This is a genomic window from Pseudoduganella sp. jia 12 (assembly GCF_055502675.1).
The window spans coordinates 76242-99190 of the sequence record NZ_JBUXKP010000006.1 but is presented as its reverse complement, the minus strand read 5'-3'; the positions used below and the strand labels follow the sequence as shown (position 1 = coordinate 99190).

The 22949-nt window shown below is 65.4% G+C and carries 20 protein-coding genes; 11 read left to right on the top strand and 9 right to left on the bottom strand.

Annotation, left to right across the window (positions count from 1 at the left end; all coding sequences use genetic code 11):
• Positions 1-65: 65 nt before the first annotated feature.
• Positions 66-1661 carry an alkaline phosphatase D family protein gene (locus ACY65G_RS14760; RefSeq protein ID WP_464998080.1) on the bottom strand — a complete coding sequence of 532 codons (1596 nt, stop codon included), beginning with the start codon at positions 1659-1661 and terminating at the stop codon, positions 66-68.
• A gap of 81 nt (positions 1662-1742) precedes the next feature.
• Positions 1743-2726, bottom strand: coding sequence for a DUF1176 domain-containing protein (locus ACY65G_RS14755; protein ID WP_464998079.1), 984 nt, complete (start codon positions 2724-2726; stop codon positions 1743-1745).
• 138 nt (positions 2727-2864) lie between these two features.
• Between ACY65G_RS14755 and ACY65G_RS14750 the strand changes: the two genes are divergently transcribed.
• Positions 2865-3884: a DUF1176 domain-containing protein gene (locus ACY65G_RS14750; protein WP_464998078.1), complete on the top strand. Its 1020-nt coding sequence runs from the start codon at positions 2865-2867 to the stop codon at positions 3882-3884.
• A gap of 14 nt (positions 3885-3898) precedes the next feature.
• Here the strand turns inward: ACY65G_RS14750 and ACY65G_RS14745 are convergent, their stop codons facing one another.
• Complete coding sequence (locus ACY65G_RS14745) at positions 3899-4996, bottom strand: TRAP transporter substrate-binding protein (RefSeq protein WP_464998077.1); 1098 nt, start codon at positions 4994-4996, stop codon at positions 3899-3901.
• Between the two features lie 113 nt (positions 4997-5109).
• Between ACY65G_RS14745 and ACY65G_RS14740 the strand changes: the two genes are divergently transcribed.
• Positions 5110-6234: a M14 family metallopeptidase gene (locus tag ACY65G_RS14740; RefSeq protein WP_464998076.1), complete on the top strand. Its 1125-nt coding sequence runs from the start codon at positions 5110-5112 to the stop codon at positions 6232-6234.
• Here the strand turns inward: ACY65G_RS14740 and ACY65G_RS14735 are convergent.
• Positions 6155-7021, bottom strand: coding sequence for a helix-turn-helix domain-containing protein (locus ACY65G_RS14735; RefSeq protein ID WP_464998075.1), 867 nt, complete (start codon positions 7019-7021; stop codon positions 6155-6157). The two genes, ACY65G_RS14740 and ACY65G_RS14735, sit on opposite strands and share 80 nt — an antisense overlap.
• Before the next feature lie 128 nt (positions 7022-7149).
• On the opposite strand from ACY65G_RS14735, the gene ACY65G_RS14730 reads away from it, so the two are divergent.
• From ACY65G_RS14730 to ACY65G_RS14715, 4 genes are all read left to right on the top strand, one after another.
• Positions 7150-7545: a hypothetical protein gene (locus tag ACY65G_RS14730; RefSeq protein ID WP_464998074.1), complete on the top strand. Its 396-nt coding sequence runs from the start codon at positions 7150-7152 to the stop codon at positions 7543-7545.
• Positions 7546-7633: 88 nt separating this feature from the next.
• Positions 7634-8032 carry a hypothetical protein gene (locus ACY65G_RS14725; RefSeq protein ID WP_464998073.1) on the top strand — a complete coding sequence of 133 codons (399 nt, stop codon included), beginning with the start codon at positions 7634-7636 and terminating at the stop codon, positions 8030-8032.
• Complete coding sequence (locus ACY65G_RS14720; RefSeq protein ID WP_464998072.1) at positions 8032-8823, top strand: DUF2145 domain-containing protein; 792 nt, start codon at positions 8032-8034, stop codon at positions 8821-8823. Before ACY65G_RS14725 ends, ACY65G_RS14720 begins: the two co-directional genes overlap by 1 nt.
• Before the next feature lie 91 nt (positions 8824-8914).
• The gene (locus ACY65G_RS14715) at positions 8915-10024 is read left to right on the top strand and encodes a hypothetical protein (RefSeq protein WP_464998071.1); all 1110 of its coding nucleotides are present in this window, start codon (positions 8915-8917) and stop codon (positions 10022-10024) included.
• Between the two features lie 103 nt (positions 10025-10127).
• Here the strand turns inward: ACY65G_RS14715 and ACY65G_RS14710 are convergent, their stop codons facing one another.
• The 3 genes from ACY65G_RS14710 to pmbA form a co-directional block, all read right to left on the bottom strand.
• A complete protein-coding gene (locus ACY65G_RS14710) occupies positions 10128-13811 on the bottom strand; it encodes a TonB-dependent receptor (protein ID WP_464998070.1) in 3684 nt (1227 codons plus the stop codon).
• A gap of 464 nt (positions 13812-14275) precedes the next feature.
• Complete coding sequence (locus ACY65G_RS14705) at positions 14276-15364, bottom strand: TRAP transporter substrate-binding protein (protein WP_464998069.1); 1089 nt, start codon at positions 15362-15364, stop codon at positions 14276-14278.
• Positions 15365-15449: 85 nt separating this feature from the next.
• Positions 15450-16802 carry a metalloprotease PmbA gene (gene pmbA / locus ACY65G_RS14700; protein ID WP_464998068.1) on the bottom strand — a complete coding sequence of 451 codons (1353 nt, stop codon included), beginning with the start codon at positions 16800-16802 and terminating at the stop codon, positions 15450-15452.
• 91 nt (positions 16803-16893) lie between these two features.
• On the opposite strand from pmbA, the gene yjgA reads away from it, so the two are divergent.
• From yjgA to ACY65G_RS14675, 5 genes are all read left to right on the top strand, one after another.
• Positions 16894-17511 carry a ribosome biogenesis factor YjgA gene (gene yjgA / locus ACY65G_RS14695; protein WP_464998067.1) on the top strand — a complete coding sequence of 206 codons (618 nt, stop codon included), beginning with the start codon at positions 16894-16896 and terminating at the stop codon, positions 17509-17511.
• Positions 17512-17530: 19 nt separating this feature from the next.
• Positions 17531-18163, top strand: coding sequence for a molybdopterin adenylyltransferase (gene mog, locus ACY65G_RS14690; protein ID WP_464998066.1), 633 nt, complete (start codon positions 17531-17533; stop codon positions 18161-18163).
• A 10-nt stretch (positions 18164-18173) separates the two neighbouring features.
• A complete protein-coding gene (locus tag ACY65G_RS14685) occupies positions 18174-18842 on the top strand; it encodes an alpha/beta hydrolase (RefSeq protein ID WP_464998065.1) in 669 nt (222 codons plus the stop codon).
• A 333-nt stretch (positions 18843-19175) separates the two neighbouring features.
• A complete protein-coding gene (locus ACY65G_RS14680) occupies positions 19176-20513 on the top strand; it encodes an aspartate aminotransferase family protein (RefSeq protein ID WP_464998064.1) in 1338 nt (445 codons plus the stop codon).
• 45 nt (positions 20514-20558) lie between these two features.
• The gene (locus ACY65G_RS14675; RefSeq protein ID WP_464998063.1) at positions 20559-20735 is read left to right on the top strand and encodes a hypothetical protein; all 177 of its coding nucleotides are present in this window, start codon (positions 20559-20561) and stop codon (positions 20733-20735) included.
• A 12-nt stretch (positions 20736-20747) separates the two neighbouring features.
• Here ACY65G_RS14675 and ACY65G_RS14670 read toward each other — a convergent pair whose 3' ends face one another.
• Both ACY65G_RS14670 and ACY65G_RS14665 read right to left on the bottom strand, forming a co-directional pair.
• Positions 20748-21593, bottom strand: a complete 846-nt coding sequence (locus ACY65G_RS14670) for a fumarylacetoacetate hydrolase family protein (RefSeq protein ID WP_464998062.1) — start codon at positions 21591-21593, stop codon at positions 20748-20750.
• 42 nt (positions 21594-21635) lie between these two features.
• Positions 21636-22949, bottom strand: coding sequence for an MFS transporter (locus ACY65G_RS14665; protein WP_464998061.1), 1314 nt, complete (start codon positions 22947-22949; stop codon positions 21636-21638).

Genomic DNA, 22949 nt, shown 5'->3' with positions numbered 1-22949 from the left:
TAGCGGCAGCGGGGTATGGGTCGCTGCCGCCCTGCCGGGCCTGCGTCCGGTGTACTGGCAACCTTCTAGACGCCTGCCGCCGCGATCGTCTGCGCAAACTGCGACACGCCGTCGAGGTTGAACAGTTCGACCGTCATCGCCTTCGTGCGCGGGTCGATATTGACCTCGCCGAAGAACTGGTAGCCCGCAAACGGCGACGAAGCCTGGATCGGCGGCGCTTTCGAGAAGACCACGCTCGGGCCGAAAGTCCTGTCGAGCACGCCGGGGCCGAAGCTGCCGGCGTTCATCGGGCCGGCAACGAATTCCCAGAATGGGGAAAAGTTCGTGTACAGGGCATTGGCCGGGTCGTAGTAATGGGCGGCGCAGTAGTGGACGTCGGTGGTGATCCAGACCACGTTGGGCACGTCCTTGATACTGCCGAGCAGGCGGGCCATCTCGATTTCCCGGCCGAGCGGCACGCCGTCGTTGCCGTTCGCCACTGCTTCCCACAAGGCGTTGCCCTGGGCATCCTTGCCGTCGCCGACATTCAGGCCGATAGGCATGTCGGCGGAGATGACCTTCCAGGTTGCCTTCGACGCTTTCAGGCCGGCGATCAGCCATTCGAGCTGCTCGCGGCCCAGGAATGCCGAGCCGGCGTCTTCGATGGTTTGCAGGTTGGTGCTGTTCGGGCCGCGATAAGTGCGCATGTCCACCACGAACACGTCGAGCAGCGGGCCATGCGAGATGGTGCGGTAGATGCGTTGCGGTTCGCTTTGCTTGTAATAGCGCATCGGCGCATATTCGAGGAAGGCCTGGCGGCCGCGGGCCGTGAGCGTGGCGATGCTTTTTTCGGTGTAGCGCGCGTCGCCCGACAGGTTCTTGGCGTCGCTGTAGTTGTTCGTCACTTCGTGATCGTCCCATTGCCACACCTGCGGCACCTGGGCGGCGAACTTGCGGAAGTTCGCGTCCAGCATGTTGTAGGCATGGCGGCCGCGGAATTCCTTCAGCGTTTCCGCGACCTTGCTGACTTCTTCCGTGACCACGTTGCGCCACAACTGGCCGTTTTCCGCCTTTACCTCGGCCAGGATCGGGCCGTCCGCATACACCGTGTCGCCGTTGTGAACAAAGAAATCCGGGTCGCGCAGGCGCATCGCCTCGTAGATCTTCATGCCGCCAAAGTCGGTGTTGATGCCCCAGCCCTGGCCGCACTGGTCGCCGCTCCAGTGGAAACGCACGGCTTTCGTGCCATCGGCGGGCGTGGTCCTGAATTGACCGGATACGGTTTCGCTTTCGATCCGCGCATCGTCGGGATCCACGTAGCGCACGCGCACGAAGACCGTTTGCCCGGCGGGCAGGCCGCCCAGGTCGACACGGGTCGTGAAATCGGTGGCTTCGCTGGCATACGGGCCGACGATGCGGCTGGCATTGGCGAAACGGTCGCTCGTGTCGTATTCGACGATCATCTGCGCATTGCGGTCGCTGCGCCCCCAGATGATGGCCTTGTTGTCCGTGATGTCGCCGAACTGTATCCCCGACGGCATCTTCGGCCGTTCGTTTTCGCTGACGCCGATCGACGCGCTGCCGCCGCAACCTTGCAGCAGCAGCGTGCCACCCAATGCCGAACTGCCCGCCAGGACGCCGCTTCGAGAGAGGAAACGGCGGCGCGAAATGGATGAAGTCATGCTTGCTCCGGTAATTGATAAGCGGGAAAGTGTAGGTTGCGGATATGACGTGGCGATGAAACCGGCAGTGCGAATCGGCCTCTAGGGAACCTTGCGCGCCACCCACTTGCGATGGTCGATCAGGTCCAGCATGCCGCGGCAGTGATCGGCATGGCTCATCGCCAGCAGTTCGAACTTGTCGCCCGTCCACAGCCACCTGGCGGCATGGCCGCAATCGGCCAGGGTGCGCCCGGTGTAGGAACCCAGCACCTGGCCATCGAAATCGGCGTTGACGAGGACATCCGCCGGCAGGCCATTGGTGGGAAGGTCGAGCCGGCGCGGCCGATACGGAGGCCGCGCGTTGGCCAGCCAGGCTTCGTAAAAACTCGCCGTCGGGCCACGGCTCGATTCGAACAGGAACAGCAGCCGGCCATCCGCCAGGCGATACAGGTCATGGCGGTCGATCCATTCTTCCTGCGGCGGGCCGGTCTCCGCGAGGAATGCCGCTTCGATCCCGCGATCGGAGATCCGCTGCGCCGGCGGCGCCGCGCGCAGCACCGGCATGGCCGGCGCCGGGGGAACGGAAGATTCCGCACGGCTGCCGCGCCGGACCAATGCGCCGGGGGTATCGATCCGCCCCTGCAAGGCATCCATGCGCAACAGCGCCGCCTTCATGCCGGCGAGCGGCAGGGTCCACTGCTGCTGGCCGTCGCTGGCCTGGCCCTCCCTGCCGTCGATCATCCGGTCCAGCAGTTCTTGCGCCGCCGTCCGCGGCAACGGCTGGTTGGCGCGGAGCGTGACCGGCCGTTGCCGGTCCACCGTCAGGGTGAGATCGACGGGCTTTGCAGGCCCGCCTTCGGCAAGGACGATTCTGGCCTGCACCGCCGTACCCGGCCCCGCATCGCGCACCAGTTGCACGGCAAGCCATCGCGCGGTCTCGCGATCCGGTCCGTACCCGACCGCCTCGCAGTGGTTGACGTTATCGCACTGCACGGTCCAGTCCTCGTATTCCTGCGCGGCGCAAAGGAGTGGTGCCGACAGGGCCGCGGCGAGGGAGACGCATCGGAGCAGGACAGTGATCGTCATCGGGCCACTTGGTTGACGGTTGATCGGTGACAGTTGATTAGTAATTCGATGTGGCTCGCACTATAGCGCAGCGGCCGGCCCGGCATGCGGGAACCGCTTTGCGCTGCGGCGAACGCAGGATTTTGTTATCGTCACGGCATGAAGATCCTTGTCACCGCGCTGCTCGGCGCCTGCGCCCTCCCCGCCATTGCCGGTACGCCGGCCGGCTTCCATTTCGCCCATCACGATTGGGAAATTGCCTGCGACAACACGCGCACCTGCCGCGCCGCCGGCTACCATCATCGTGGCGAGGATGACGATACGCCGGAGGTTTCCGTGGTGCTGGAACGCGCGGCCGGGCCGGACCAGCCCCTGAAGGCAACGCTGAGGCTCGGCATCCGCGATGAAAAGGAATGGGTGCCGAAGGCGGGCGTGACGATGCATGTCGACGGCCGCGCACTGGGCCACGTGAAGATCGGCAGCGACTACATGACAGGCGAGCTCTCTCCCGCGCAGATACAGGCCCTGGTGGCGGCGGTTGCCGGCACCGGGATCGTGCAATGGCGTGATGGCGCGCGCGCATGGACGCTGTCCGGCGCCGGTGCGGCCGCCGTGCTGCTGAAGATGGATGAATTCCAGGGCCGCATCGGCACCCCGGGCGCGTTGCTGCGCAAGGGCGCCAGGGCCGAGAACAGCGTGCCGGCGGCACCGCCGATGCCCGAGGTGCTGGCGGCGCCGGCCGGAAACGCCGAAGTGGACCTGCCGCCGGCTGCCCGGGCCGCACTGTTGCGCGAGCTGCGCGGCACGCTCGGCGAAGGCGATTGCGAAGCCCTGGTGCCGGACGATCTGTCGATACGGCGGCTCACCGCCGCCAGGCTGCTGGTCTACGGCCAATGCTGGGCCGGTGCCGCCAGCACAGGCACTGCCTACTGGGTCGCCAATGGCACTGCGCCGTTCAAGCCGGTGCTGGTGACGACCGACGGCAGCGATCATGAAGCCGGCAAGATCTCCGCGAGCCACGGCATGGGCAGCTGCCGGGAAACCAGGGAATGGGTGTGGGATGGCAGCCGCTTCGTGCCGACGCTCGTCGCCGACACGGGCATCTGCCAGTCGGTGGGACTCGACGGCACATGGGACCTGCCCACCCATGTCGCCAAGGTGATACGCCCCCCGCGCTGATCACGAAGCACCGCTCAGCGCCGCCCCGCCGCGATCAGGTAATTCTGCATGGCCGCCTCGGCCACCGACGCCCACTGGTTCTGGTCGTGCCGGAACCGCTTCCAGGGCTCGTAGATCTTCCTGAACTTCGCGTTCTTCGCCGCTTCCTCTTCCATCACGGCTGTGGATTGCTTATAAGCGGCATCCATCACGTCCTTGCTGAAGTTGTGCAGCTTCGCGCCGTTCTTCAGCAGGCGGGCCAGTGCGCCGGGGTTTTTCGCATCGTAGTCGGCCTGCATGCGCACGTGGCATTCATACGTTGCCGCCTCGAGCGCGGCCTGGTACTGCTTCGGCAGCTTGTCCCAGTGCTTGCTGTTCACGTAGAACGACAGCTGCGGGCCCGTTTCCCACCAGCCCGGCGAGTAGTAGTGGGGCGCCACGCGCACGAGGCCCAGCTTTTCATCGTCGTACGGGCCGACCCATTCGGCCGCGTCGATCGTGCCCTTCTCCAGCGCGGCATACACGTCGCCGGCGGGGATCTGCTGCGGCACCACGCCCATGCGCTCCATCACGCGCCCCGCGAAGCCGGCCACGCGCATCTTCAGGCCCTTCAAATCGGCCACGGAGCGGATCTCCTTGCGGTACCAGCCGCCCATCTGCACGCCGGTGTTCCCGCCCATGAAGTTGACGATGCCGTAGCCGCGGTAGAACTCGCGCAGCAGTTCACGGCCGCCGCCCTGGTCGAACCATGCCGTCTGCTGGCGGGACGTGAGGCCGAACGGCACCGCGCAGTCGAATGCGAACGTGGGGTCCTTGCCGAAATAGTAGTAGGCCGGCGTGTGGCCGATCTCCACGGTGCCGGCCTGCACGGCGTCCATCACCTGCAGGCCGGGCACGATTTCGCCGGCGGCGAACTGGCGGATCTGGAACTTGTTGTTGGTGAGCTGGGCCACCCGTTTCACGAAGCCTTCGGCCGAGCCGTAGATCGTGTCGAGCGTCTTGGGAAAGCTCGAGGCCAGCCGCCAGCTGACGGCTGGCTGCGCCTGCGCGAAGGCCGGCGCGGAGATGGTCGAGGCCACTGTGGCGGTGCCCGCCACGGCGGCGGACTGGGTCAGGAAGGAACGGCGCTGCATCGTCGGTCTCCTCAGAATGGATGAGGCATTGTAGCCGCTTGGGAAGCGCGGGCAAAAGCCGTTATCATGGCGGCCTCGCGCCGCGGCGCTCCAATCCACCACAGGGACACACAATGTCTATCAAGATCAGCAGCCAGTTCGACGCTGGCGCCATCGAATTCGTCAGCGCCACCAGCGTTGGCGATATCGACCTGAACATCCGCAAGGATTCCCATGCCGACATCACGCAGTGGTTTTATTTCCGCGTGCAGGGCGCGGGCGGCATGCCGCTCACGATCCGCTTCCTGAATGCCGGCAAGGCCGCCTACCCGGATGGCTGGAAGGATTACCAGGCCGTGGCCAGCTACGATCGCGATACGTGGTTCCGTGTGCCCACCAGCTTCGATGGCGAAGTGATGACGATCGAGCACGCGCCCGAATACGACAGCGTGTATTACGCCTACTTCGAGCCGTATTCGTGGGAACGCCACCTGTCGCTGCTGGACAATGCCCAGCTGTCGCCGCTGGCCGAGCTGGTCGACCTGGGTTCCACGGTGGATGGCCGCGACCTGAACATGCTGGTGATCGGCGATCCGGACGCACCGAAGAAGGTGTGGGTCATCGCGCGCCAGCACCCCGGCGAAACGATGGCCGAATGGTTCGTCGAAGGCATGGTCGAGGCGCTGCTCGATCCGGCCGATCCGTTCGCCAGCCAGTGCCTGAAGGAAGCCGTGTTCTATGTGGTGCCGAACATGAACCCGGACGGCTCGGTGCGCGGCAACCTGCGCACGAACGCGGCCGGCGCGAACCTGAACCGCGAGTGGAACACGCCGACGATGGAGCGCAGCCCCGAGGTGTACCTCGTGAAGCAAGCCATGCAGGAAACGGGCTGCGACCTGTGCCTGGACGTGCATGGCGACGAAGGCCTCCCCTACGTGTTCGTGGCCGGCAGCGATTCGCTGGAAAACTTCACGCCCGAACAGAAGGCCGCGCAGGATGCGTTCATCGCCGACTTCAAGGTCGCCAGCCCCGACTTCCAGAGCGAGTTCGGCTACCCGGACGCGCCGTTCACGCCGGAAGTGCTGACGATGGGTTCGCCGCACATCACCCACCTGTTCGGCTGCCTGTCGCTGACGCTGGAACTGCCGTTCAAGGACAACGCCAACGACCCGGACCCGGTCAACGGCTGGAACGGCGCCCGTTCGATGAAGCTCGGCGCCGCGGTGCTGCAGCCGGTGCTGCAGGCGCTGCGCCGGTAATAGCGCTGGAAAATTCGCCGGCAGGGTCGCCAGCAACGGCGCTGGCAACGGCGCTGCCGCGCCGGAGCGCCGCGAAGGCCTCCGGCATCCATGGCCGCGCGGCCAGCAGGAACGTGACCGACTGCCGCTCCGCGTACGGCAGCCGGGCATCGGCCTGGTGCTGCTGCGAAAAGTCGTCCGCCACCTGGCGCAGCCGCGCCAGCAGCGCGCCGGTGGACGCCGGCGACAGCATCACGCTCACCAGCCGCAACGCCTCGCCCTCGCCATCGAAGCGCGCGTCGAGGTAATCGCCGGCGGCCTCGCGCCGGAACCATGTCTGGATCGGGCCGTTCGGGATCCAGTCGAACGTGCGCGCCACCAGCAGTTTGACCCGGTTGTTCGGCTTGAGCACGAGGAAGCCGATCCTGTCGAGCCGCAGCAGGTACTTCACCGTTTCCGCCTCGGTCAGCGTGAACGTGGCCACGATCTCCTCGACCGGCAAGCCGTTCAGCGCGGCCACCGCGACGAGCAGCAGCTTCGGGTCGCCGATCAGCTCCTCTTCCTGCGCATGGGTCAGTTGCGCCACCAGCTTCGGTGCGTCCAGCGCCGTGCGCGTGAGGTCGAGCAGGTCGATGCCGGCTGCGGCCAGGATTTCGTCGAGTCGCTGCAAGGTCAGGCTGCGCTGCGCGAACATGCGCTTCACGCTGGCCTCGGACATGCCGATGCGCCGCGCCAGCTCCGCATAGGTCACGCCGCGCGCCTTCAGTTCGCGTTTCAGGCCGTCCACCAGCATCACGCTGCTCGACATATAAAACCTTTTGAAAGTATCGTATTCCGATACTTTACCAGTAGTGGCCCGCCACCGTGGACATAACGCTTGCCCCGTTTTTCACCGCAGCCGATGATGCGTGCACCTTCACTTATAGGGAACGAATCATGAAAAGCCTGCTGCTTGCCACCCTGCTCTCGTTTGCCTGCGCCACCGGCCAGGCCGCAGATGCATCCAGCCCGTCCGAGTCCATCGGCGATGCTTCTGCCATCGTGGTGGCCGGGTCGCTGGCGCCTGTCGTTATCGGCGGCAGCATTCTCGTGGTGGCGGTGGACAAGGTTGGCGACGGCATCGATCTGCTGCTGGAAAGCGCGAAGGATGCCAGCCGCGCCACCGTGCGCCTGTCGGGCAAGGCGGCCGAGGGCTTGTCGGTGGCCGCCGGCACCGTCGTGAACGTATCGGCAACGGCCACCGGCCACGTGCTGGTCGCCTCCGGCAAGGTCATCGCCTTCATCCCGAACGAGGCGGGCAAGGCGCTGCTGCGCAGTACCAAGGCATCCTGACTTGCCACTCTGTAGTCATTCCAACGTTTGCATGCAGTACCCGGGCAGGCCATCATGGCCGCCCGGCCACCACCATGGAGTCGTTACGATGAAACTGTTGTCCCTTGCACTGGTCGCGTCGCTGCTGGGCACGACGCCCGTCATTCACGCCGCACCTTCCGAAGCCTCGTACGGCAGCGCCCTGCTGTCCGGCTACGTCGTGCTGGGCTCCGTCTTCGTGGCCGGGGCCTCCGGCGCCGCCATCGTCGAGAGCGTGCAGAAGGTGGGCGATGGCGTGGAGCTGGTGCTGACGAACACGTCCAACGCGAGCAAGGCCACGGTGCGACTGTCCGGCAAGGCCGCGCAGCAGCTGTCGGTGGCGGCCGGCACGACGCTCGACGTGGTGGCCACGTCCACGGGCCACATGCTCGTCTTCTCCGGCAAGGTGCTGGCGTTCATCCCGAACGAACTGGGCAAGGCGCTGCTGCATCACGAGAAGGTGACGTGATGACAGCGAAGACGATGCGGCGCGTGGCGCTGGCCGCCTGCCTGGTGCTGGCCGCCCCCGCGTGGGCTGGCCGCTCGTGCGAGGAAACGCCGATGGCGGTGGCCGATACCGTGAAATCGCTGGACCTCGCGCAGCGCACGTTCGAGGCGCTCGATGCCAGCGGCAGCCAGGTGGCGCTCATCTCGCGCGCCGGCCAGGATTTGAGCAAGTACGGTCTGCGCTACTCGCACATGGGCATCGTGGTGCGCGACCATCCGTCCGGGCGCTGGACCGTCGTGCACGAGCTGAACGAATGCGGTACGGCTTCGTCGGCGCTGTACAACGAGGGCCTGGGCAACTTCTTCCTTTCCGGCCTGTTCCGCTACGAGGCGCAAGTGGTCATTCCCGGCCCCGAAGCGCAGGCGCGGCTGGCCCAGCTCGTGACGACGCGCACCGCGCGCCGCCTGCACGATGCCGATTACAACATGCTGTCCTACGCCTTTTCGACGCGCTACCAGAATTCGAACCAGTGGGTGCTTGAAACCTACGCGGCGGCCAGCGCGCCGGCCAGCCAGGTGGAAACGCGCGAGGAAGCGCAGGCCTGGCTGAAGCAGACGGGCTTCGCGCCGATCACCGTGTACGTGCCCAGCGTGAAGCGGCTGGGCGGGCGCATGTTCCGCGCCAACGTGGCGTTCGACGACCACCCGTTCGACCGGCGCATGCTCGGCCAGATCGACACCATCACCACCGAGGCGATCGTTCGCTTCGTGCGGGCGACGGATGGCGCCTCGAAAGTGTTCATCGTCGATTGAAGGGCAGGTGCACATGGTTTGACCTGCCGCAAGTGCAGCGCCCCCGGCAGCGCAAAGATGGGCATTCGAACCCATCCAGTCGGAGACAACCATGCGCTTGCTTTCCCTGCTGGCTGCGGCCGCCTTGCTTGCCGGCTGCACCCTGCCCTACCGCCCGCCCCGGATCATGGAAGCGGATGCGGCATTTCCCGGCCTGATCGACTTCACCGCCCGTGCCGCCACGAAACAGACGGACGTGCTGCTCGTGCACGGCATGTGCACGCACGATGCCACGTGGGCCACGGAGACGGTGGGCAAGCTGGCCGCCCAGCTGGCGGCGAACGTGACGCCGGGCCCCGTCGAGCGCGCGGCCTCCCCGCTTGCCCCGGCCATCGGAATCGTGCCGATCGATGTCGGCACGCCGCACGGCACGATCCGCTTCAAGGCGCTGATCTGGTCGCCGCTGACGACACCCATCAAGCAGCAGCTGTGCTATGACCAGACGGACAAATCGCCGATCTGCGCGGGCGCGCCGCCATTCACGCCGGTGCGCGCGAAACTCAACGGGAAGGTCAAGGACCGGCTGCTCGACGACTGCCTGCCCGATGCGCTGATCTATCAAGGCGCGGCACGCGAGCAGATCCAGTTGCGCATGCGCGATGCGATCCTGGCGGCCACGGATGGCGCCGATCCCGATGCGCCCCTCGTCGTGATCTCGGAAAGCCTGGGCAGCAAGATCCTGTTCGACACGCTGCTGCGGATGATGGACGAACCGGCCACCAGCCGCGCGGCGCAGGTGGCCGCGCGCGAAGTGCAGCGGATGGCGTGGCTGGTCATGGCCGCCAACCAGATCCCCCTGCTGCAGATGGCCGAACAGCCGCTGGCCGATGCGGCCGGTGCGCGGGCGGGCATGCAGTCCACGCCGCCGGACAGCCTGCAGCGGCTCCTGCAGAAACGCCGCGCCCCGGCGACCGACCGGCGCGGCACGCCACCGCTGATGCTGGTGGCCTTCAGCGACCCGGGCGACGTGCTGACCTACACACTGCCGCCGGACCGCTACCGCGATGAAGGTGCCGGCGTGTTCAACGTGCTGGTGTCGAACGCCCCGACGTATTTCGGACTGCTGCAGGACCCCGTGCGGGCGCACGAGGGTTACCTGTCGAACCCGGACGTGGGCAGCCTGGTGGCCTGCGGGCAGCCCCGGAGCACCCTGTGCAAGTGATGCAAAAAACCGGGGACAGGCACCAATTCTTTGGGAATATTTCCCTGGAAATGGTGTCTGTCACCGGTTTTGAAGGTGGCCGGCGGTATGCCGGCGCTTCCGATCAATTGCGCAGGTTAATGCCGAACATCAGCTTGCGGCCCGCATACGCATAGTCGGCCAGCATTGGTGTGCCGTTGGCAAAGGCGTTGTAGCTGCCCTGGCTGTTCGACGTGGTTTCCTTGCCCAGGTTGCGGGCTTCGGCGAACACTTCGATGTTGTCGTTGATGCGATAGGCAACCTTGGCGTCGATGAACTTCGAAGCATCCTTGAAGTTCGGCGAGCCCGGGTTGTACGGCAGGAACGCGGTGCGGCCACCGCCGGCGTTCGGGTAGTTGTTGACGCCGGTGTTGCCGCACGCCGCGATGCAGTAGAAGAAGCCGGTATCGGCCTGCACGGCCACGCGGGCCGACAGCTTGCCGTCGTCATACCACAGCGACCAGTTGTACGAGTACTTCGATTCGCGCACCGGCGGCAGCGGCGTGCCGGTGATCAGGTCCACCACGTTGACCGCCGAGGTGGCCGAACGCACGCGGGTGTAGTTGATGTCCAGGCCCGTGTAGCGCAGGTACCATGGCAGGAAGGTGAACGCGGTTTTCGACGAGAATTCAAAGCCCTTGCGCACCGTGGCGGCGCCGTTTTCCCACGTGTTGTAGCTGAAGTCCACGTCGTCGAGCGGCCGGCCGGTTTGCGGGTCGACCAGGTTGGAGCCCTGGAACACCTTCACGCCGGAAACGCCGGTGGTACGCGACGGGCCGATCTTGCCGCGCTGGCGGAACGCGGCCAGTGAGAACTGCGTGTCGACGTTCGGATACCATTCCAGCGTCAGGTTCTGGTTGATGTTCGTCTGCGGCCGCAGGGCGGGGTTGCCCACGGTGCCGGAGCAGCGCATGTCCGCGTCGTCGCTGTTCGAAGACAGCTGCGTCGCATCGAACGTGCAGTTGCCGGCCGGGATCAGCTGGCCGACGGCCGGCCGGGCCACGGCCTTGCCCTGGTTGTAGCGCACCACCCACTCGTTCGGCACCATCCACAGTGCCAGGTTCCAGATCGGCAGGTAGTCGGTTTCGCTCGATTCCAGCGTGGTCAGCTTCGACACGGTGGCTGTCGTCCTGCCTGCCGGGGCGGAGGGATTCGCCGGATCGAAGTTTGCGTTCGGTACGATCGACGTGAACTGCATGCGCCCCGTCGCCTCGACCCGGGTATTGACGACGCGAACACCCGCATTGCCTTCCAGCTCCATGCCGAACGGCAGCGGACGGTCCGAGAACGGAATGTGGTCGAGCGCAAAGTCGGTCATCAGGTAGCCCGACCTGGTGCGTTCGCGGAACGTGTTCACCGGCTGCGCATACACCTGGCCATCGCTGCCGGTGCACTCCTTGACGCAGTTGAAGTTCACATTCGGCAGGTTCGCCATGGCGAACACTTTCTCGACGTCGATCTCGGTCCAGCCGTTGATCAGCTGCGACGGACGGTCCTTGGCGCCATTGAAGAAGTTGGTGGTAGCCGTGTGCATCGACTGGGCGATGATGTCCTGGAACTGGGCCGGTGTCAGTACCATCTGGCCGGACTGGTTCGTGGCGGTACCATGGGTATTGCTCGGTACATAGCCGTACTGGCAGGGCTTGCCGCCCGCGCCCAGCGAGCCGGGGGTATCCTGGCAGCCGACGAACGAGCTGCGCACGTTGGCCGATGGCACCATCACGGCGCGCTGGAAGCCCGGCTGCCCGAAGCTGCCCACGGCCGACTGGGCCTCGACACCGCCGCCGCCCCAGGCGCTGCCTTTGGTGTCGCGGAAGTTGAAACCGGACTTCAGGCGGGTCAGGAACGGAATGCCCTCGGGCAGCGCATACGTGAGGTCCAGCTTGGCGGTGCGTTCGCCGGTTTCGCTGATCTTCGGCGTCCAGGTGATCTGCGGTGCCTGCGTCTGCAGCGGCTGCTGGTCGATCGAATACGCGGGTGAGCCGTTGATGATCGTGGGACTCGGGTCCACGACCTTCTGGGCCACCGATGCCGGGCGCAACGTCGCGTACTGCGCCGCCGTGACGGCCGATGGGCCGCCGCCCTGCGGGAATTCATATGTCCACAAGCCGTTCGGCAGCACGGACAGGGTGGCCGGGCCGTAGTTGTAGCTCCAGCTGGTACGCTTGTCGCCGCGCGTGAAATCGGACTTCGCGTCGCCCACCAGGAACTCGGCGAACAGCCCGCCCTTGCGGTAGCTGCCGCCCAGCTGCAGGTAGCGGGCCGAGGTTTCCATGATGTTGTGGATCTGGTCCGTGCCCACGTTGCCATCGGCGATCGTGAACTTGGTCACATGGTGGGCGTCGTCGTAAGTGAGCGAGGCGGGATCGATGTTGACCACCGAGTTCGCCCATGGGTAGTTAGCCGAGCGGAACGAAGGCGTGGCATAGCTGAAGTAGCCGGAACCGGGCACCGGCACGAGGCGGTTGTTGGCAACGTCTTCGGTGAAGGCGGCGCCGGCGTAGTTCGGGTTGGCGGTCGATGCGGGATTGATGGCCACGCCGCCCAGGTTATAGGTGAGGAAGTTGTCGTCCACGCGGCGGCGCTGGTAGCTGCCCTTGCCGTACACGGTCAGTTCGTTGTTCACCTTGAAATCGACGCGCAGGTCGAGCGAGCGGCGCTTGTCGACCTGGCGCTTCTGCACGTAGCGGATCAGCGATGGCGTGTAATCGTTCCACTGGTTCAGGCACGACAGCTGTTCGTTACCCCGGTGGTTGATCGCAGCGCTGCGTTTATCCGATGCGATGGAATTGACCTGTGCTTCCGTCAGGTTCGGAAACGCCGCATAGCAGTCGGCCTTGGTTTGCGCGGCGGCCGAGCGGGTGACGACGTCCAGCGGGGTGGAGGCATCGAAGAAACCGCCGGCGGCCAGCGGGCTGCGCAGGGCTGGCTGCGTGGCCGTTGCGTCCGTGGTGGAGACGGTGGACGGGTTGTACGCAAACGTTTTTTCCGGCGAACCGTCGAAATCGATCGCGCGGGCATAACCGGAACTGTTGGCCCAGTTCTGCGCCGAGTGGCTTTCGTTGCGCACCTGCGAAGCGGAGCCGTTCAGCACCACGCCGAGGCGGCCGTCCATGAATTGCCGGGCGATCACCAGGTTGCCGTCCGGCGTCCAGTCCTTGTTCAGCGAGTTCTGCGCACCGGACAGGCGCAGCGAATAGAACGGCTTCTTGAAGTCGAGACCGGTACGGGTCTTGATGATGATGCTGCCGCCCAAGCCACCCTCGGTACCGTCGGCCGTGGCGCCCTTGACGATGTCCACGCTCTTGATCAAGTCGGCGGAAATCTCGCGCAGTTCCACGCCGCGGCCGTTGCCGCCGCCATTCAGGTCGGTACCACCGCCGGACTGCACGCCCTGGCCGTCGATTTCCACGCGGGTCAGGTCGGGGCCGTTGCCGCGCAGGGCGACATTGACGCCTTCGCCGAAATCGCCGCGGTCCACGGCGATACCCGCGATGCGCGAGATTGCTTCGGCCACATTACGGTCGGGGAAGGCGCCCACGTCCTCGGCGACGATCGAGTCGATCGCCGTGGCGGCGTTCTTCTTGCGCTCGATCCCGGATTGCTGCGATGCGCGCGTGGCGATCACTTGCACCTTCTGGATCGGCTCGGCGGATTCGGCGGCGGCCTGTTGTGCCATGGCGGTCGTGCTGCCGGCCATCGAGGCCAGCGCCAGCGACACGGCGGCGCTCAGCGTGCTGAGCCGGATCGGCTTTGTGAAACTGTGCATTCTCTCTACTCCACTTTTTAATTGAATTCTTGCTTTGGATACGTTGGTATATTTAAACGGCATACGGCGGAGATCCATTCCCCGATGTGCCTTTACTCAGCAAGTTGATTGGATCGCATATGTCGCACGCGCAGCATCGGCAGCCGCAGCCGCTTCCGGTTCGGTGCATGAACGAGCAAGGTGGAATCGTTATCCGCTGCGCGCATGCGCATTAATGCGAGAGATCGCTCAGGAAAGTGATTGAAGTGAAGATATTTTGCAGTGCAACATCAATCAGCAGGGCCAGGAAGGGCGAGTGTTGTATTAAACCAAAGCCATCCATGCTGATGATTTCGCTCTACGAGGCGAGGTATTCCAGAATGAATATTTGCTATATCGATCCGATATACGTCGGCGATAAAAAAGCCGGCAGGTTTTATCTTGCCGGCTTGCGCATTTGAATTTAATTACCTGTCACCAGCGGCTTATTTACCCCGGCCCGCATTGATCAGGTAATTCTGGATCGGGGCCTCGGCCACCGAAGCCCACTGGTTCTGGTCTTGCCGGAACCGCTTCCACGGGTCGTACACCTTGCGGAACTTGGCGTTCCTGGAAGCTTCTTCTTCCATCACGGCGGTGGCCGTCTTGTAGCAGGCGTCCATCGCATCGCGCGGATAGGTGCGCAGCTTCACGCCATTCTTCAGCAGCCTGGCCAGCGCCGTAGGGTTCTTCACGTCGTACTCAGCCTGCATGGCGATGTGCGCCTCGTAGGTGGCGACCTCGAACGCGGCCTGGTAATCCTTGGGCAGCTTTTCCCAATCCTTGACGTTCACATAGAACGAGAACGAGGCGGAAGGCTCCCACCAGCCGGGTGCATAGTAGAACGGCGCCACCTTGAAGAAGCCGAGCTTTTCATCGTCGTATGGGCCTACCCATTCGGCAGCGTCGATCGTGCCCTTTTCCAGCGCCGGATAAATGTCGCCGCCGGCCAGCTGCTGCGGCACCACGCCCAGGCGCTCCAGCACCTTGCCGGCGAAGCCGGCCACGCGCATCTTGGTGCCCTTCAGGTCGGCCAGTGTCTTGATCTCCTTGCGGAACCAGCCGCCCATCTGCGTGCCGGAATTCCCGCCCAGGAAATTGACGATGTTGTAGTCCTTGAAGAATGCGCGCATCAGTTCGCGGCCGCCGCCCTGGTCATACCAGGCCGTGTGCTGGCGCGACGTCAGGCCGAACGGCACGGCGCAGTCGAACGAGAACGTGGCATCCTTGCCGAAGTAATAGTACGAGGCGCTGTGGCCGCATTCGACGGTGCCGGCCTGTACGGCATCGAGCACCTGCAGGCCCGGCACGATCTCGCCGGCCGCGAACGAGCGGATCGTGAACTTGTTGTTGGTGAGCTGGGCAACGCGCCGCGTGAGGGTATCGGAGGCACCGAAGATGGTGTCCAGCGATTTGGGGAAACTGGAGGCGAGGCGCCAGGTGATGGTGGGCTGGGACTGCGCCAGGGCCGGCGCGGCAATGATGCCCGCACCCGCGCCCGCCGCGGCCTTTGCAATGAAGCGTCGACGTTCCATACGGTCTCCTGAGGTTTTTATAGCGTAAGGAAAAACGGCTACTGCTCAGGACAGTGTAGGGAAACGCCGATGGCGTGGCAACGGTTCAGTTACCGGCAACCACCATCTTTTCGATCAGGATGGAACCCGTCTGTTTCGTACCACGGATCAGCACGTCGTTGCCGATGCCGACGATCTGGCGGAACATTTCCTTCATGTTGCCGGCGATCGTGATCTCCTCGACCGGGTACTGGATGACGCCGTTCTCGACCCAGAAGCCGGAGGCGCCGCGCGAGTAATCGCCCGTCACGTAGTTGGTACCCTGGCCCATCAGTTCCGTGACCAGCAGGCCCGTGCCCATCTTCCTGAGCATGCCGGCGAAGTCGTCTTCCGGCCGCGTCAGCGTGGACGTCAGCGACAGGTTGTGCGAGCCGCCGGCATTGCCGGTGGTTTGCATGCCCAGCTTGCGGGCCGTGTAGGTGGACAGGAAATAGCCTTGCAGGATGCCGTCCTTGACCACGTCGCGGTACTGGGTGCGCACGCCTTCCTCGTCGAACGGCGCCGAACCGATGCCGCCCACCACATGCGGGTCTTCGCTGACCTGCACGTGTTCCGGGAACACCTGCTGGCCCAGCGTATCGAGCAGGAACGTGGACTTGCGGTACAGCGCGCCGCCGGACGTGGCCTGCACGAACGCGCCCAGCAGGCCGGCGGCCAGCGGCGCCTCGAACAGCACGGGGCAGGTGCGCGTGGTGATCTGGCGCGCATGCAGGCGTGCCAGCGCCCGCTCCGCGGCATAGCGGCCGATCGACTCCGGCGTGGCCAGTTTCTTCGGGTCGCGCACCGAGCTGTACCAGTCGTCGCGCTGCATGTGGGCGCCCTTGCCGGCGATCGGCGTGGCCGAGATGGTGTGGCGCGAATACGGATAGCCGCCGATGAAGCCGCGCGAGTTCGCCGACACGAAGTGCGACTGCTGCACGTGCACGCCGGCGCCTTCGCTATTGGTCACGCGGGGATCGACCTGGAACCCGGCCGCCTCGGCGCGCTGCGCCAGGGCCACCGCTTCCTCGGTGCTGATCGGCCACGGATAGAACAGCTGCAGGTCGCGGGGTTCGCGCTCGAGCAGGTGTTCCTCGGCCAGGCCGGCCGCTTCGTCGTCTGCCGTGAAGCGGGCGATGTTGAAGGCCGCCTCCACCGTGGCACGCAGCGATTCGGTGGAAAAGTCGGACGTGGACGCATTGCCGCGCTTCTTGCCGACGAAGACCGTGACGCCGAGGCCCTTGTCCTTGTTCTGTTCGATCGTTTCGATCTTGCCCTTGCGAACCGATACCGACAGCCCGCTGCCTTCGCTGATCTCGACAGCGGCATCGGTGCCGCCGGTCTCGCGCGCAAAGCCCAATACATCCCGCGCGATCTGTTTCAACTGGTCCTGGCTGTGGGTGAAATGCGATTCGCTCATAGGGTGTTTTGGTCGGCTGGACTTTAAAACAGTTATCATAGCAGCCGTTTACCGTTTTTACAGGCGCGCCTGAAGTGGCGCGTTCTTCATCATGCCAAATGCAAACCGCGGGGCCGTCGGCTTCGATTCCTCCGAATTCCAGGAAAAATACGAGCGGCCTTCCAAGACCGAAATGAAGCGCCAGGCCGACGCGCTGCAGGCGCTGGGGCAGGAACTGATCGACCAGCCGCGCGACCGCGTAAAGCGCGTACCGATGCCGGAGGATGTGCGGGATGCCATCCTGGAATGCCAGAATATCAAGAACCACGAAGGCCGCCGCCGCCAGCTGCAGTTCGTGGGCAAGAAGATGCGCACGCTGTCGGAAGAGGAAGTGACCATCATCCAGCGCACGATCGAAGGCTGGAAAGGCGCGTCGAAGGCCGATACGGCCGCGCTGCACGCACTGGAGCGCCGCCGCGACAAGCTGCTGGCCGACGACCAGGCGCTGACCGTGCTGTTGGCCGAGCACCAGGAACTGGACGGCCAGCACCTGCGCACGCTGATCCGCAATGCTCGCAAGGAACAGGCCGAGAGCAAGCCGCCGAAGGCTTACCGCGAAATCTTCCAGATCCTGAAGGACCTGGATGCGAAGGCGCGCGCCGCGGCCAAGGCGTCCGCGGATGCCGATGCCGAGGAAGGTGACGAAGACGATGACGACCGCGACGACTGATCCCGTCGGGGAGCCGAACATGCTGGTGATTGGCCTGGTCTCCGTATCGGACCGCGCCAGCGGCGGCGTCTACCAGGACCAGGGCATTCCCGCGCTGCAAGACTGGCTGAAGAGTGCGATCACCACGCCATTTCGCGTGGAGACGCGCCTGATCCCGGACGACCGGGCGACGATCGAGGCAACGCTGGCCGAGCTGGTGGACACCGTGAAATGCCACCTGGTGCTGACCACCGGCGGCACCGGCCCGGCGCGCCGCGACGTGACGCCCGAAGCCACGCTGGCCATCGGCACGAAGGAAATGCCGGGCTTCGGCGAGCAGATGCGGCAGATCAGCCTGCACTTCGTGCCCACCGCGATCCTGTCGCGGCAGGTGGCCGTGATCCGCGAGACGCCGGACGTTTCCCCACCCCATGCGGCGCTGGTGATGAACCTGCCTGGCCAGCCCAAATCCATCAAGGAAACGCTGGAAGGCCTGAAGGACGACGCGGGCAACGTGGTCGCCGCCGGCATCTTTGCCGCCGTGCCCTACTGCATCGACCTGATCGGCGGCCCGTACATCGAAACCGACGGCGCCGTGTGCAAGGCGTTCCGGCCGAAATCGGCGCTGCGCAGTTCACCCGACAACAAGGCGGCGGCAACCCCGCTGCAATGACGAGGAAACCATGATCGACGTCTTACCGAACATCGAAGTCTCCACCAACGACAACCCGCAGGTCGCGATCATCTGGATGCACGGCCTGGGCGCGGACGGCAACGATTTCGTGCCGTTCGTGAACGAGCTGAACCTGTCCGGCCTGCCGGGCATCCGCTTCATCTTCCCGCACGCGAACACGATGCCGGTGACGATCAACGGCGGCTACACGATGCGCGCGTGGTACGACATCGTCCACACCGACCTGGGCCGGCAGGAAGACGAGAATGGCTTGCGCGCCTCGCAATTGCAGGTGGAAGCGCTGATCGAGCGCGAAAAGTCGCGCGGCATCCCGGCCAGCCGGATCATCCTGGGCGGCTTCTCGCAGGGCTGCGCGATGACGCTGCAGACGGGCCTGCGCTACAAGGAAAAGCTGGGCGGGCTGCTGTGCCTGTCCGGCTACGTGCCGCTGGCCGACAAGGTGGCCACCGAGCGCAACCCCGCCAACCAGGACACGCCGATCTTCCTCGTCCACGGCCGGCTCGACCAGGTGATCCCCATCGCCCGCGCCACCGCCTCGCGCGACCTGCTGCAGAACCTGGGCTACCAGGTCGAGTGGCACGACTACTACATGCAGCACTCCGTCTGCCCGGAAGAAGTCAACGACATCTCCGGCTGGCTGCACAAGGTGCTGAAGTAAAGCAAAACTGGGGACGTACCCCTGTTTCCAGGCAACGTTCGGACAATCCGCTGTCCGGACCACGCCATGTGCAAAGTCCTGCCAACAGGGCTACGTCCACTATTTTTCCCATTTGAATAATTTCCGCTAAACAGGGCGGTCCGGCACCCCGGTACGTCCCCTGTTTTTTGATCCCTGTTGTCAGTGAGTTAGGGGTATGTTGTTCTGGCGTCATATCCGTCGGCATGCGCTCTGGCATTTGAGAAAAACTCACCTGCGGCAAGATAAAAATCAACGTCTTCGTGTTTCCTGCGGGCTAGTGTCAATCCGACAGACAACCACAGCGAGGACACCATGACCCAACTGATCCACCGGAACCTGCGCCAGACGCCCCCGACCGCCGTGTGCGCATTCGGCATGTACCTGCGCGACAGCAATGGCAATACCTACCTGGACGCAAGCGGCGGCGCGGCGGTGTCGTCGCTGGGCCACAGCCATCCGGACGTGCTGTCCGCGATGGGAGCGCAAATGAAGACGACGGCCTATGCCCATTCGGGCTTCTTCACCACCGACGTGGCCGAGGAACTGGCCCAGCGGCTGGCGACGGATGCGCCGGGCGACCTGAACAACGTGTACCTGGTGTCCGGCGGCTCCGAGGCGGTGGAATCGGCGCTGAAGATGGCGCGCCAGTACTTCGTGGAAAACGGCGAATCCGAGCGCCGTGTGTTCATCGCGCGCCAGCAAAGCTACCACGGCAATACGCTGGGCGCACTGGCCCTGGGCGGCAACGAGGCGCGCCGCAAGCAGTTCGAGCCGCTGCTGATGGACGTGGCGCGCGTGTCGCCATGCTACGAATACCGGCATCGCCCGGCCGGCCAGGACTTGAACGACTATACGGCCGGCCTGATCGCCGAGCTGGAACAGAAGATCCTGGAAGTGGGCGCGAAGAACATCATCGGCTTTTGCGCCGAGCCCGTCGTGGGCGCCACGCTGGGCGCCGTGCCGCCCACACCCGGTTACTTCAAGGGCGTGCGCGCACTGTGCGACAAGTACGGCATCCTGTTCATCGCCGACGAAGTCATGTGCGGCATGGGCCGCACCGGCACGCTGTATGCGATCGAGCAGGACGGCGTGGTGCCGGACCTGGTGGCACTGGGCAAGGGCCTGGCGGCCGGCTACCAGCCGATCGGCGCCGTGCTGGCGCGCGACCACGTGGTGGAACGCCTGCGCAACGGCAGCGGCACCTTCCAGCACGGGCACACGTACAACGCGCATCCGGTAGCGGCCGCCGCCGCGCTGGCGGTGCAGAAGGTGATCAAGCGCGACTGCCTGCTGGGCGCGGCAACGGTGCGCGGCACCACGCTGCGCCGCATGCTGCGCGATGCGTTCGGCGCCCATCCGCATGTGGGCGACATCCGCGGCCGTGGCCTGATGGTGGGGCTGGAACTGGTGCAGGACCGCGAGAGCAAGCGCCCGTTCGATCCGGACCTGAAGCTGTTCGCGGCAGTGCGGGAAAAGGCGATGGGCTGCGGCCTGATGGTGTACCCGATGGGCGGCACCGCCGACGGCAAGCGCGGCGACCATATCCTGCTCGCGCCGCCGTTCATCGCCACCGAGGCCGATCTCGCGCAGATCGTGACGCGGTTGTCGGATGCCGTGGGGCGGGCGTTGACGGCGATCCGGCCGGGTTGAGTTAGGTCGTTTTCGTAAAAGAATGGCGGTGTAAGGAGTGATGGCATGCATGCCATCACCGCTTGGCAGGCGCGGAGCATGCTCCGCGAAGGCACAGCCCTGCATGGCTGTGCCGTTCCGCAGGCGCGGAGCATGCTCCGTGAAACCCCTGCGTCACTCCCTGCCAAGCCACCGGTGTTCGCCGGCCAACAGCTATCGGTCAAGGCCATCGATTTGCCGTGACCAACCGCCGAATCAGAACTCCTGGAACCCGATCACATCCTGCTGCTGCTCGCCCAGCCCGGCGATGCCGAGGCGCAGGAAGTCGCCCTTCTTCAGGAAGCGCTTGCGCGCCATGCCCACGCCGGGCGGCGTGCCGGTGGCGATGATATCGCCCGGTTCCAGCGTCATGAACTGCGACAGGTAGGAAACGATCTGCGGCACCTTGAAGATCATCGTCGCCGTGTTCCCGGTCTGCATGCGCTTGCCGTTCAGCTCCAGGTACAGGTCGAGGTCATCCACGTTCCATACTTCGTCGCGCGTCACGAGCCACGGGCCGACGGGGCCGAAGGTATCGCAACCCTTGCCCTTGTCCCACTGGCCGCCCCGCTCGAGCTGGTACTCGCGTTCGGAAACGTCGTTCACCACGCAGTAGCCGGCCACGTATTTCTCGGCATCGGCTTCGCTGACATAACGGGCGCGGGTGCCGATGACGACACCGAGTTCCACTTCCCAGTCCGTCTTCTTCGAGCCTTTCGGCAGCATCACCGGATCGTCCGCGCCCGACAGGCTCGTGACGGCCTTCATGAACACGATCGGTTCGGTGGGCACTGGCAGGTTCGATTCGGCCGCATGGTCCGCGTAATTGAGGCCGATGCCGATGAACTTGCCCACCTTCCCCACCGGCACGCCGAAGCGCGGATTGCCGCGTACCAGCGGCAGCGTGTCGTACGGGATCTTCGCGACCTTCTTCAATACCTTGTCCGACAGGTTGGCGCCGGCGAGGTCGCCGATCACGCCGGACAGGTCGCGCAGCCTGCCCTCTTCATCGATCAGGCCCGGCTTCTCTTTACCGATGCGGCCGTAACGAACCAGTTTCATTTTCTCTCCTGCTGATAATGCGGCGGAAGCCGGAGCTTCCGGTCAAAGAACGGATTCTACAGGGTTCGCGACGAGTGGCCTGCGGCGGCGCCATGCGAACCACGCGATGCCGGGCACCTGCAGCAGCACGAGCATGAAGAATGCGGCCTGGTAGGCGGTGGCCGGATAGCGCTGCGCGGCGTCCGGCTGCCACAGGCCGATGACGAGGCCGAAGCCCGCCTGCACGATGAACGCGCCGGTGAAGATCAGCAGGTTCAGGCACGTCGAAGCCCTTCCCGTCAGTGCGGGCGGCATCGCCTGCGCCACGATCGTGTATTCGATGCCGGTGATCGTGCCCACCAGCGTGAACAGCACCGCCAGCATCGGAAAGCCGGGCTGCCAGCCCAGCGCAAAACCGCACTGCACGAGAACGAACAGCGACACGCCCGCGGCGGCCACGGCGATCGCGTCGACGCCGCGCCTTGCCGCCCATTCGGTCACCTTGCCAACGCCGATGGCACCGGCGATCACGGCCGCCGTGCCGATGGCCAGCAGCCATGCCACGTCGTGCTCGGAAAAGCGGCCGGCGTCCGTCAGCCAGCGCCCGATCCACAGGCCTTGCAGGCCGAAGAAGACCGTGTGCGGCACCAGCACCACCGCGGCCGTCTCGCGGAAGGCCGGGTGGCGGAACACCTCGGCGAAGATCGCCAGGCGGATCGGCTCGCGCGGTGCTTCTGGCTTGCCTGGCATCGCGGGCGTGGGCGCCAGCAGCAGCACCAGCAGCGCCGCGGCCACGCAGGCCAGCGCCAGCGCGACGAACAGCCAGCGCCACTGCGCATGCTCCAGGAACGCGCGCACCGGCAGCGTGGACGACGCGGCGCCCAGCCCGCCGGCGGCGATCAGGTAACCCTGCACCGACGGCAGCCTGGCGGCCGGCACCCAGGTGGCAAGCGCCTTCACGGCCGCCATGAAGCAACCGGCCAGGCCCAGCCCCATCGCGGTGCGCGCGGCCAGCATCTGCGCGAAGTCGCCGCTGAACGCGAAGGCCGCCGTGCCCATGGCCGCCAGCAGCAGCATCGGGAACTGCACCAGGCGCGGGCCGAAACGGTCCAGCGCGATGCCGACCGGCAGCTGGGCCACCGCGAAGGCCAGGAAGTAGGCGCTGGTCAGCACCCCCAGGTCGCCCGGTGTCAGCGCCGCCGCTGCCACCAGTTGCGGCGCCAGCACCGCGTTCACCGTGCGCAGCAGGCACGACAGGTAATGCCCCAGCGCGAACGGCAGGAACACCAGGCAGAACAAGGCCCGGGCGGACAATTGGCCCGGCACGTACCGCCTTCCGCCCGGCAGCAGCGATGGCACCGGCGCGGACGGCTCCAT